Genomic DNA, 11,844 nt, shown 5'->3' with positions numbered 1-11,844 from the left:
TAAGCGGAGTAACACAGTATGCCCATTCGATTCGATCTGTCCCGCACGGTGGTCTGCAGTCTGATTGCGTTCCTGCTCTGTTCGCCTCTGGTCAACGCACAGTCCGCCCGGGCTCCTGAATCGGACAGCCCACAGAAAGAATCGGAACGAACCAATGCCCGGGTCCGCCAGCAACTGGGGGAAATCGAGGCCCGCTTAAAAACCCGCAACCAGAAACCGGCGCATCAGCCGCTGGTCTCTGAAAAAGCGAAACTGTTCTTAACCCTGGATCAATCACTCAAAGGTTCCCGAAACAATCGGGGCCCGGACGAGTATCAATACTTATTGACGCAACTCACCCTGGTCAACGACTCCACGAAACCCGTCAAACTGCAACGCGCGCAGGTGAAAGCATTCGTCGATGGCCAACCTCATCCGTTCGCTGGATTACCCTCAAATCTCAATAGCCAAAGTGTCTTACTGGGAAAAAAGCGTCAGTTGCTCAGACAATTGAAATTTGAAGATGAGGTCGTCGTCCCCCCCGGAAAAGCGGGTGGCCTCTGGATTGTACTGGGCGATTTGCCCGGAGGCGCCCAGACGCCGGAGATCGAATTTCGGACGACCGTCGACCAGCAGCCACTGGCATTGAACGTCAATCGCTTCGAGCAGGGCAAACTGGATTACCAGGTCGAACTGCTGGGGCCCAGTCGCTGCCTGGCGGAACTGACCATCACCGGCGAGCTAAACAGCATCAACATCGGCGCCCTTGTCAAAGTCGTCGATGACCTGACTCTGAAAAACGTGAAACGCTTCGTACTCTACTTCCCCAAAGATAAGGTGGAAATTGAACACGACATCAGCCAATGGCTGCCCCGCATCGCCGCTTCTCTGGGGTCGAACGCCGTCCTGGGTGTTCCCTTCCCCCTGTTTCCGTCTGTCATTACGGAACTGCACCTCGCCGGCGAAGCCTTTAAAAATATCACAGTCCCCTACCTCGGCGGGACCGCTCCCCGGGTGACACATGCAACTGAAGAAGCAGCCATCCATGCCGCGCTGGATAGCGCCCTGGAAGTCCTCTCCCGCGACAAAATCGCCGAGCAGATCCGCACCGGTTCCCCGGCCATCAAAGCCGCGGCCCTGATCAGTGGCGGACGACAGTTGACCAATGCAGAACTCCCCCTGGTGCTCGAACTGACTTCCCACGAGAACCCCCGCGTCCAGGAAGCGGCTTTGTATGCTCTGCGTTTTCTGGGTGATCCACGGGCATTCCAACGACTGGTGGAAGTCGCGAAGATGCCACCCGGCCCCCAGTTTGAGATGGCCATCGCCAGCCTGGCTGAGTCCCGTTATGCAGGCGGACAACAGGCGCTGCTGAAGATCCTGAAATCACATCCCCCGGCGTCACAGAAAATCATCATCGAAGTCATTGCCCGTAATCCCCGTCCCGAGTGGGGCGCCGCGATTTACGAATTCCTGGACAGCGACAATCGGGAACTGCGTGAGGCGGCCATCCGGGCACTGGTTTTGAACGGGCACCCCCGCCTGTTCGAAGTCCTCAGCGATGCCCTTAAGTCCCCCGAAGAAGAAATTCGCAATGTCGCTTTCAAGGAATTAATCAAACGCAAAGACAATGCGAGTGAAGCTCTGGCCATGGAATATGTCCTGCAGCAGATACAGCAGTCCCTGCCCACGGGAGATATGCTCAGCTTCATCGACCGTATGAAAGATCCGCGGGCGATCCCCCTGTTATTTCAACACCTGGAAAAAGACAAACTGGACGCCGGCCTGAAGGTCTTGCTCATCAAAACGCTGGCTTCCATCGGTGATGAATCCGTCGAGGACCGCTTTGTAAAGTATTACCCCGGTGCCCTGCAGACCGAAAAACTGCTGATCCTCTCCACGCTCCAGAAACTGGAATCGCCTCAGTTCTTTGAACTTGCCAGGCAGGCTCTGGACGACAGCAATCATTCGATTGTGAACGGCGCCGTCTCCGGCTTGCGAAGTTCCGATTCCAATAAAGCCGTTGAGATACTCGCGGAGGGATTGACCAAGACCACCAAATCATCAACCTGGGGTTCCATCTTCGGCGCCCTGGCCAATATCGGCACTCCCGAAGCCCGCCGCACCATCATGGATGCCCGAATCGCCGGAACCAATGCCGACAAAAAACGGGCCGCTCAATCTGCGCTGGAGAACATTTATCAGCGTTCCCCGGGAAATCACTATCTCAAAAAAGGCGAACAGGCACATCGTCGTAAAGAGTACAAGGAAGCCGTTGAGGACTACGATACCGCGATCAGCATCGACCCGCTGCTCGTACCAGCCTATCTGGCCAAAGCCAATACTCTGAACACCATGAAAGAGTACGACGCTGGTCTGAAAGTCGTAGAACAGGGCCTGGAAGTCGACAACATCTACGCCCGTCTGTACGTCACCCGGGGTTTACTTTACAGCAATCAAAACAAATTCGAGGCGGCCCTGGCGGAGCTGAAGAAGGCCATCGAAATTGCGCCTCAGGATCCCTACGGTTACACCGTGCTGGCTTCGCACTACTCCCGCATGAAACAGGATGACAAGGCGCTCGCGACCTACGACGCCTGCATCAAAGTGAATCCCAAACTCATGTCGATTTACGGATTCAAAGCCGATCTTGAGATCGCCCTGAATCGTCCTGACGAAGCCATTAAAACGTTTGACCGGGCCATCGAAGCCAACCCCCGGCACATGATATCCTATTCTGAAAAAATCGCCCTGTTGCGCAAACTCAATCGGGAATATCAGGCCATCGCAACCTGCGACGATGTCCTGAAAGTCGACAAAAATTCGATCTACGCTCATATCACCAAGGCCTACATCTACCGGGACCTGAAACAGCTGGCCGATGCCATCGCTGCCTGTGACGCCGCGATCAATATCGACCCCAATAACATGGATCTCTATCTGATCAAGGCACAGACTTACAACAATGCCGAGCAGTGGGACCAGGCAATCCAAGTCTTCAATCGGGTCTTGCTAACGGAGAATAAGGGTGATCAGGCGAATGAGAAAACAGAGAAAGTCCTGTTACAGGCCTATACGGGTCGCGGACATTCCCACCTGATGAAGCAGGACTGGAAGGCAGCCCAGGAAGATTTTCAGAATGCATTCGAACTGGATAAGCACGATTCACAGGCCATCACCGGACTGGCGATCTGCATGGTCTATAATCACCAGGAAGACAAAGCGATTCAGTTTGTCGAAAGTCAGTTGAATAAGTTCGAGAAGAACGACCTGTTCCATTATAACGTCGCCTGCGTGTTCGGCCGGGCGCTGGTTAACCTTAAAGACCAGCCTCAAACTCCCGCCGTCCTACAGCAGATCGCCGCTTATCAGAAAAAAGCAATCCACTACCTGGCACTCTCTTCTCAACTCGGATTTGACGATGCAGAGTGGATGCAGAAAGATCCCGATCTGGCAGAATTGCAGAATCTGCCCGACTTCCGCAAGCTTGTTCAGCAGATTCAGAAGAAACCTGCCTCCGTTAAACCGTGACACAACGGTCCCGCTAAGCCTCTATATCCGAACACCTTAGAGACACTGCGCGCAGCGGATCTTTTTTGCCAGCGCCTGAACGCAGATTGCCGTTCCCGCAATTCCACCTTTGTGCTACATTTCGGCTCATCTCTGTCAGCACCTCTGATGTCCCCTGCCCCTCTCACAGTCTCATTTTCCCTGATTTTCTAAGAGTTCAGCGATGCATCGTCATCCCTTCTTTACGTACAGCCTCATCCTGCTGGTAGTCTCTTCTGCGCATGTTCGTGCCGCCGATGAGCAGACTCCGGTAAACACCATTCTCACCCAATGGTCGGCAGCTTCGCGCTTTTTGTCTCCGGTCACACCGCAGTCCGCGGTCGAACAGTTCAAACAGCAGAACCAGGCTTATTTCAGTGGACACGAACTCGCACTGTTCTCCGAGTTTCAACAACCGGTTTCCCTCACAAAACTGAAAACCGAATACCACTGGAAGCTGATGAGTCAGTCTCAGAGCAGAATCGTCCTGCAGGGACAACCACAGGACGCACTCACGCGCCGACTCTGTCGCCCTTTTGAACTCCAGATCAACGCACGCTCCATGCTGCCGGAATCGCTGACGTTTCTGACACGAGAGTCAGCTCAGAAAGACCGGTTCGCTTCAATTGAGCTGACGGCGTTGAAAGTCACTCCAACCACCCGGATTCACACCAGCCCGGAACCGCAGTTCGTCAGACAGACCGTCGCGAAAGCGGTTTTCCCCGCTGCACAACCGGTACCAGCGGGTCAATCCCTGATCAAACGGGTTGCTTTTACCAGTGATAATGACACCGAACGAAATCCAACAGAACGCCTGCAGATCGAGAAACTGGTAACCCGCTGGATTACAGAAACCTCCCGTATCGATTCCATACGGTTGGGTAACGGCATCACCATTTTCAAACGCAATCAGCAACAGACTGACGGGAAGGTGCTGTCGACTTACCGCAGTACTTCAGACTCGCGGGCCAGTGAAAAACAGGCATTGCAGGAAATACTGCCCGGCTGGTTGATTGATGTCGATCAGAAATCATTTCAGATCGAATCATTCACCATTGAGCTGGATGCAGAGTCCGCCGAAGCAGCGTCTCCCTGGTTTGTCACCTTGAAACTCAAGCCTCATCCGGATGCTCCCCGGCCCGACTGGGAAAGTGTAGAACTGGAATTCAGCAGCAGACAGGCCCTGCCCATCCGCATCAGTGAGACCAGGAATGATCGTATCTCTGAATTCCTGCTGTCGGACGTCCAGGTACACTACGCCAAATAAAATCATATCGGCCGTTATTCCGCGGGGGGCTCCCAGTCACCCCAGTGCTCCAGATAATGCTGATATGCTTTACTTTCGTTTTCCCCAGCCTCACGTTCCAGATAACGGTAAGCCTCGGTAACGATGTCCTGTTCCTGTTCCAGGCTCAAGTGACCGGTCAACACCCGTGATCTGAGGAATACGAAGTAGGTATCCAGGACATCGCAACGACAATAGTCATTGATTTCATCCGCCTGCCCCGCATCGTACATCTCCTGCACCTTGGAACCGTCGATGCCGGTCTTGCCCGGCTTGCCGATCAGATTCGCCAGCAGATTCAGCCCGCCCGTCATGCGGGCAGCGCCGAAGTTGGTAAACATGTCCATCAGATCAATGTGCGCGTTCGTATTATATCGATTACGAGACTGATCGAAGCTGCGGGCATCGACGTTGAACCACTCCGGTAATGCAATCCCATAGCGATACGCGGCCAGTTCCAGCACCGGCAGGTCGTAGCCCCTGCCATTAAAGGTGACGAACGTCGGCTGTCCATAATGCCGCCAACCCTGCCAGAACTTCCCCGTAATCACATGCGGGCGATATTCGGGAGCATCCAGCACTGTCAAATCCTGCAGACGGTAGTCGGCTGACAGCTTGGCCACCGCCACGGAAATCGGCAGCATAAATGTAGCCGGAATAAAGTTGCTGCCCGTTGCCTCAATCTGCTCTTCCTGATATTTCGCCAGGGCATCCCCGGGTGAGAGCCCTTCGCCCGGATAACGGACCCGGGAAATCAGGTCCCCATCAGCGATCGCTTCGACATCAAATACGAGATAAGCTACTTGAGACTGGGACACGTTTTTACTCGCTTTTTCGATCTAAATCAGGATAATAGCAGTACTTAACAAACAAACCCGATCAGAACTGCCAGGCCTGATCTCGCCCGACCGGGCTGAGGTGACAAACGGCCCCTTCCAATCGGTTCTACTGATAAGTATAAACAATAAACAGCGTTTATAGCAGTTTGGTTTTTTCTTGATAAGGCTGTGGTGGACATGACCAACCCTGATGAGCATCTGATGGTTCAGGAAGACGAAGACGCACAACGAGATCTGGAGACCCAGGCCATTCGCGGTCTGGCGAACGCCTACCTGTTAATGCGGGACGAAATCGGCAAAGTCATCATCGGCCAGACCGAAGTGGTCGACGAAATCCTGATTTCACTCTTCAGCCGCGGTCACTGTCTGTTGGTCGGAGTACCGGGACTCGCCAAAACCCTGCTCGTCAGCACCATCGCCAAAATTCTGCATCTCTCGTTCCGTCGTATCCAGTTTACTCCCGACCTGATGCCCTCTGACATCACGGGTACCGACGTGCTGCAGGACGACCCCGAAACCGGTCACCGCAGCTTCCAGTTCATGCAGGGTCCGCTGTTTACGAACGTTCTGCTGGCTGACGAAATCAACCGAACGCCTCCCAAAACACAGGCCGCTCTGCTCGAAGCGATGCAGGAACGTCATGTCACCGTTGGCTCCAATACCTATCGGCTGCCCGAGCCATTCTTCGTACTGGCAACGCAAAACCCGATCGAACAGGAAGGGACTTATCCCCTCCCCGAAGCACAGCTGGACCGCTTCATGTTTAATGTCGTGGTGAATTATCCCACCGCTGCCGAAGAATTGATGATCCTTAAGCAGACCACCGGCAATCAGAAACCCGAGCTGGAAGCGGCTCTCACCGGTCGCCAGATTCTGGCTTTGCAGGAGGTCGTCAGAAAAGTGCCTGTTGCTGAGCATGTCTTTGTCTATGCCCGCGATCTGGTACGAGCTACACGTCCAGGGGAAGATTCGGCCCCGAAATTCGTCAAAGAATATCTGTCCTGGGGGGCCGGTCCGCGTGCGGGTCAGTTCCTGATTCTGGGAGCAAAAGCCCGGGCTATTCTGGAAGGCCGCTTCCATGTCTCCACCGAAGACATCAAATCGGTGGCACATGCTGTCCTGCGGCACCGGATCGTGACCACCTTCCAGGCCGACAGCCAGGGACTGGGCACCGACGATATTATTGATATGCTGATCGAACATGTTCCCAATCAGTTGAAAGTTCAGGCCCAGGAAGCAGCCAAAGGCTGAGATCAGACAATCAGCGCGGCTCAACACCGCTAAGTAAATCAATACGAGAGTACGTCTCCATTTTTGCCTGATGTTGCAGGTAACCTGAATACAGGCCCGTCATGTCGATTCCCGCTGCACAACGGATTTTTCTGGATAACAACTCGACCACACCACCGCTGGATGAAGTCATTGACCTGGTGGCTACGGAATACCGGACTCACTATGCCAATCCAGGCAGTGCCCATGCAGACGGACGCCAATCGCGCCGCATCCTGGAAGATGCCCGCGAACTGCTGGCCTCACTGGTAGGCGCTGATCCCCAGGAAGTCATCTTTACCAGCGGAGGCTCCGAATCGATTAACCTCGCGATCCAGGGTTTCCTCCCCGGGACGGCGGGTGAAATTGCACTCTCCGCGGGAGAGCATCCGGCGACCGTCAATACCATCCGCAGACTGGCGCCACGGGGTATCAGGCAGAGAGTCATCCCGCTGGGTCCCGATGGTCGGATAGATGTCACAGCTCTGGAAGAGTTCGACTGGCAGCAGATTCAACTGGCGACACTGATCCTGGCTCATAATGAAACCGGTGTCATTCAGGATGTTGCTACGCTGGCAGCACTCTGCGAGAAACACCGGATTCCCCTGCACCTGGACGGCGTGCAGGCGATTGGAAAAATTCCGTTCCATTTCCATGATTCCGGCGCTACCGCAGTCAGTCTGGCAGCTCACAAATTTCATGGACCACGGGGCGTGGGTGCGCTGATTGTGAAAGAAAATGCCCGATTACTCCCCCAGATCACCGGCGGTCACCAGGAACGGGGCAAGCGGGCGGGAACCGAACCTGTTGCCCTGGCCGCGGGGATGGCACGGGCACTGGAGTGTGCCATCCGCGATCACAGACAGCGATCAGAACAAATGGCCGCCCTTCGCGATCGCCTGCAACAGGGGCTGAAGGAGCATTGCCCGCCGGTCGTGATCAATGGTTCGCTGGAGCACCGGTTGCCGAACACATTGAATATTTCGTTCCCTGGACTGGACGGGGAGGCGCTGCTGATCTCCCTGGACCTGGCGGGCATTTCCTGTTCCCTGGGCAGTGCCTGTGCCAGCGGTTCCCGGGATCCCGCTCCGGTTCTGCTGGCAATGGGCTGTCCCGAGCCGGTCTATCAGTCTGCTCTCAGGCTGAGTCTCTCGTTCCTCAATACAAATGAGGAAATCGAGGAAGCGATCCGCCGGATCAGCAGGGTCGTGCACCAGCTCAGAAGTGCATAGGCACAGGAAACAGTGCCCCGGGGTTTACTCCCCGGGATCGTCAAAAATGGTGAACTGGGGCATGGGCAGCTCAGATTCCGCCAGTTCTTTTAATTGGGCTTCAATAGTCTGGATGCGGCTGGCGATCAGCTCGCGACGATGCATCCACTTCTGTTCCCAGGACTGGAACATGGATTTCAGATTATCAGATTCAACTGCTGAGTCATGACGGGCTTTCTGAATTTTTACAAGTGATCCTCCTAATCGTGAATGGGCTTCCTTAACCTGCTGACTGATGTGTTGGGGACACAAAGGCATGCGATGCTGCTCCCTAAGGTATGCGATTTATGATTATGGTCTGCTGAGGATGTTTTAATCCTGGCAAGCGAATGGACCGGTGCAGGTGAACTATGATTCTTCTTATTTATTCCATCAACCGTTGCGACATCATCTGTCTGACTATTCAACCACCTGCGGTTGCGGATTCGCTTTTGGTAAGATATGAAAAATGGATCGTCATTGCCGATCAGCGATCTTGAGTAATAAGCGAAGAGTTTTTGCATGAACTGTTTCAGTGAGAGTGCGAACTAAGTTCATTTGTTACGACCTGCATTCATCAGAAGAATCAGCATTAACCCGTATAATCAATAACTCTGCGACAGCAGGCATAAAAAGTTGTCACCTTCGCCTGTGAACGTGATTCGTATTAACGCAAACGCAAGCTGCCTGGAAACAGATTAATGATTCCTCTCTCGCCGTAATTAAATCACCAACGAACTACTGGCAATTGTTGTGATCAGTGCGACCAGTAAGTGAGTCATCCGCACTCCCCCAATGCGCACGAGTCATTCCCTCAATCCGACATGCGGAATCATCGAGACAACACCAGCCCGAGTCGCTCCCGGTCCAGAGTTTTTCCCGGCATCGCGCAGAGAATACTTCCTGATGTTTCATAACAACGACTTCGCCATCCACTTGTAGAGGAGAGCCTCACGAGCCGACAGCGCCTGTCACTCGCTGAACGACTGACGTTTCTCCTGACTGAAAGTCTATTCAGATCAAGATGAGCCGAGTCAGTTTTGGAACAGCCTGTCAAAATATGACGGTTAGCCCAACCCTGCCCGTTTCGCCGCCGAGGCAACGTCCTGTCAGGTAAAACGTAACGATCATGACGACTGACTCGGTCTTTCTGTCGCTTCGCCTGTCATGATCACCATTTTCCTCTCTCACGTTAAGGCAGGTGCAGCCGAACTTTTGATGAAGGATCGGATAACAGTTACAGGTCATCCCTTCCTGCATGGGAAAACGGAGAGATCGGTTTATTTTCAAAAAAACACCAGAGTCGCTTAATTTACCCAAAGTAACATTCCGATAGTTAAGGAGCGTGAATGCGCAGTTTCCCTCTGTACATTCATTGCATCATCTGAATCTGGAATGGTTTTGTTATGGAAAGATAAGCCACATCAGTTCGAGGCATCCTGTCACGACAGATGACATTGATCCACATTTCTCGGATATGACAGGAACGAAAACTAATGTTTGCGGGCGGTTTCAGCACTGCTCGAGAACCTGAATCATATAGTAGCTCTAACCTTGAAAACCCCTAGGGAGCTTTCATTACAAGTGAGAAAGGCTGTTTGCCATGACACGAATTAATACTAACGTAGCCGCGCTGAGAGGCTTACGTAGTTTGAATAAGTCTACCAACCTGTTGGACACCTCATTGACCCGTCTGTCCACCGGTTTGAAAATTAACTCTGGTAAAGATAACCCCTCCGGTTTGATTGCCAGTGAAACCCTGCGTTCACAGGTTTCCGCGATTGAACAATCTATCAAAAACTCAAACCGTGCCAGCAACGTGATTGCCACCGCTGACTCGGCTCTGGGCGAAGTCACCAACCTGCTGAACCAGGTTCGTGGTCTGGTTCAGGAAGGTTTGAACAAAGGCGCTCTGTCTCAGGACGAAATCGAAGCGAATCAGCTCCAGATCGATACAGCGTTATCAGCCATCAACCGTATTTCAGCGAACACCTCATTCGCTGGCGACAAGCTGATCGATGGAAGCAAAGCTTTCCGTACACAGGCTTCTGCCACCGATGCTGCTAAACTGTCTGACTACCAGGTCAACGAAGCTGTATTCGGAACCAGCAGCACCATCACTCTGGATGCCACAGTTGTAACCGCTGCCACTCAGGCCAGCCTGGATTACAGTGCTGTTGACGGCGGTCTGGCCAGCGCAACCACCATCGAAGTGGGTGGTAAAAGCGGTAGCCAGGTGCTGTTCCTGGGTGCTTCCAGCTCACTGGATAACGTCAAAGACGCCGTAAACGGCGTGAGTGACATTACCGGTGTGACAGCAACGAAAACCAACAAGGTTGCCAGCAACCTGTCCTTCAACAATGCCAACGCTACGAACTCCGGTCTGACCTTCACCGATGCCCGGACTTCAGACAGTGTTCTCGGCGATACCGGACAGAACATCCGCGTCCAGTTTGTTGACCCGTCTGCCAACAGTGCTTCAGCCAACATCACATTCAATAACACCAACACTGATATTACGATTGTGGTCAGCCTCGGAACACTGGCAAACGGTGACATTTCATCAAACGCAAGTTCTATCAAAACGCTGCTGGATGGCAACGCTGACGTGAACGCTCTGATCTCCACCGCCGCAGAAGGTGATGGTTCAGGTGTCGTCGAAGCAGAAGCTGCTGCTGCCCTGTCCGGCGGAACCAACGCTTACCTGACTTTCAGTGCTGCTAACTACGGTGCTGATGAATTCGTCGATGTGAATGTTCTCAACGGTAGCTTCGATACAGTAGACAACATTACCGACGGCAACGCCCTGAAGCGTGCCATTGGTTCGGACATCGTGACTCGGATCAACGGGCAGGTTGCCCAGGGTTCCGGTCTGACTGCCAACATCCGTTCGCAGCAGCTCGACGCTTCGTTCTCCTTTACCTCCGCTGCCAACGTTGCCGACAACACGGCCAGCCTCACCATCACTGGTGGTGGTTCGCTGTTCCAGATCGGTCAGGACGTCTCTGCCGCTGGTCAGATTGGTATCGGAATCGAAGCTGTTAACACAGCCCGTCTGGGTGGTGTTTCCGGTAAGCTGTTCGAAATCGGTTCGGGCGGTGGTAAGAGCCTCTTGGACGTCGGTCCTTCTGTTCCTGGTTCCGACCTGGTGAACATCATCGAAGAATCGATCAACCGTGTATCGACTCTCCGTGGTCGTCTGGGTGCGGTTCAGAAAAACGTGATCGAAACCAACGTTTCATCACTGGGTGTGGCTCTGGAAAACATTTCCGAAGCCCGTAGTCAGATCGTGGATACCGACTTCGCTGTCGAAACCGCAAACATGACCAAAGCTCAGATTCTGAACCAGGCTGGTATTTCGGTTCTCTCGATTGCCAACCAGAACCCACAGCAGGTATTGAGTCTGCTCAGATAAGCCCTGAGTAAGTCGATTACCGACTGAAAACAATCTGATACGAAACAGAAAAGCACTATCCATCGCAAGGCGGACAGTGCTTTTCTCATTTACCTATCCCACCTATTTCTCTTCCGATATAAGAGTCTTTTCCCCTGTTTCAGGCTGATTTGCCTCTGGCCCAAGAAACCACTTATCTATCCCCCCAGCTCAGCCGATACAGACAGAATAACCGGAAAACTCAGCCTGCCCCTCCAGATCAGGCTACCAGTCTCAGCT

At 53.4% G+C, this 11,844-nt stretch carries 7 protein-coding genes; 5 read left to right on the top strand and 2 right to left on the bottom strand.

The window, feature by feature from the left end; genetic code table 11:
- Positions 1–18: 18 nt before the first annotated feature.
- Both FYZ48_RS23540 and FYZ48_RS23535 read left to right on the top strand, forming a co-directional pair.
- Entirely contained in the window at positions 19–3,510 is a 3,492-nt protein-coding gene (locus FYZ48_RS23540) for a HEAT repeat domain-containing protein (RefSeq protein WP_149344936.1), read from the top strand.
- A gap of 202 nt (positions 3,511–3,712) precedes the next feature.
- Positions 3,713–4,795, top strand: a complete 1,083-nt coding sequence (locus FYZ48_RS23535; protein WP_149344934.1) for a hypothetical protein — start codon at positions 3,713–3,715, stop codon at positions 4,793–4,795.
- 14 nt (positions 4,796–4,809) lie between these two features.
- On the opposite strand, the gene FYZ48_RS23530 is transcribed toward FYZ48_RS23535, so the two are convergent.
- Positions 4,810–5,631 (bottom strand): 3'-5' exonuclease, encoded by an 822-nt coding sequence (locus FYZ48_RS23530; protein ID WP_149344931.1) that lies wholly within the window; start codon positions 5,629–5,631, stop codon positions 4,810–4,812.
- A 198-nt stretch (positions 5,632–5,829) separates the two neighbouring features.
- On the opposite strand from FYZ48_RS23530, the gene FYZ48_RS23525 reads away from it, so the two are divergent.
- Together FYZ48_RS23525 and FYZ48_RS23520 are read left to right on the top strand one after the other, a co-directional pair.
- On the top strand, positions 5,830–6,903 hold the full coding sequence (locus tag FYZ48_RS23525) for an AAA family ATPase (protein WP_145035820.1): 1,074 nt from the start codon (positions 5,830–5,832) through the stop codon (positions 6,901–6,903).
- Positions 6,904–7,004: 101 nt separating this feature from the next.
- Complete coding sequence (locus FYZ48_RS23520; protein WP_149344929.1) at positions 7,005–8,153, top strand: cysteine desulfurase family protein; 1,149 nt, start codon at positions 7,005–7,007, stop codon at positions 8,151–8,153.
- A 24-nt stretch (positions 8,154–8,177) separates the two neighbouring features.
- On the opposite strand, the gene FYZ48_RS23515 is transcribed toward FYZ48_RS23520, so the two are convergent.
- Complete coding sequence (locus FYZ48_RS23515) at positions 8,178–8,450, bottom strand: hypothetical protein (protein WP_149344927.1); 273 nt, start codon at positions 8,448–8,450, stop codon at positions 8,178–8,180.
- A gap of 1,324 nt (positions 8,451–9,774) precedes the next feature.
- Here FYZ48_RS23515 and FYZ48_RS23510 point away from each other — a divergent pair.
- Positions 9,775–11,586: a flagellin N-terminal helical domain-containing protein gene (locus tag FYZ48_RS23510; RefSeq protein WP_149344925.1), complete on the top strand. Its 1,812-nt coding sequence runs from the start codon at positions 9,775–9,777 to the stop codon at positions 11,584–11,586.
- The last annotated feature ends 258 nt before the right edge of the window (positions 11,587–11,844 follow it).

It is taken from the genome of Gimesia chilikensis (assembly GCF_008329715.1).
In the GTDB taxonomy this organism is placed as follows: Bacteria; Planctomycetota; Planctomycetia; order Planctomycetales; family Planctomycetaceae; genus Gimesia; species Gimesia chilikensis.
Note: the sequence above shows the minus strand (reverse complement) of the source record. Positions and strands in the feature narration are given on the sequence as shown.

Coding starts and splice junctions, on each gene's coding strand:
- FYZ48_RS23525 (WP_145035820.1), top strand. CDS start 5,830: ATGACCAACCCTGATGAGCATCTGATGGTTCAGGAAGACGAAGACGCA.
- FYZ48_RS23540 (WP_149344936.1), top strand. CDS start 19: ATGCCCATTCGATTCGATCTGTCCCGCACGGTGGTCTGCAGTCTGATT.
- FYZ48_RS23520 (WP_149344929.1), top strand. CDS start 7,005: ATGTCGATTCCCGCTGCACAACGGATTTTTCTGGATAACAACTCGACC.
- FYZ48_RS23515 (WP_149344927.1), bottom strand. CDS start 8,450: ATGCCTTTGTGTCCCCAACACATCAGTCAGCAGGTTAAGGAAGCCCAT.
- FYZ48_RS23510 (WP_149344925.1), top strand. CDS start 9,775: ATGACACGAATTAATACTAACGTAGCCGCGCTGAGAGGCTTACGTAGT.
- FYZ48_RS23535 (WP_149344934.1), top strand. CDS start 3,713: ATGCATCGTCATCCCTTCTTTACGTACAGCCTCATCCTGCTGGTAGTC.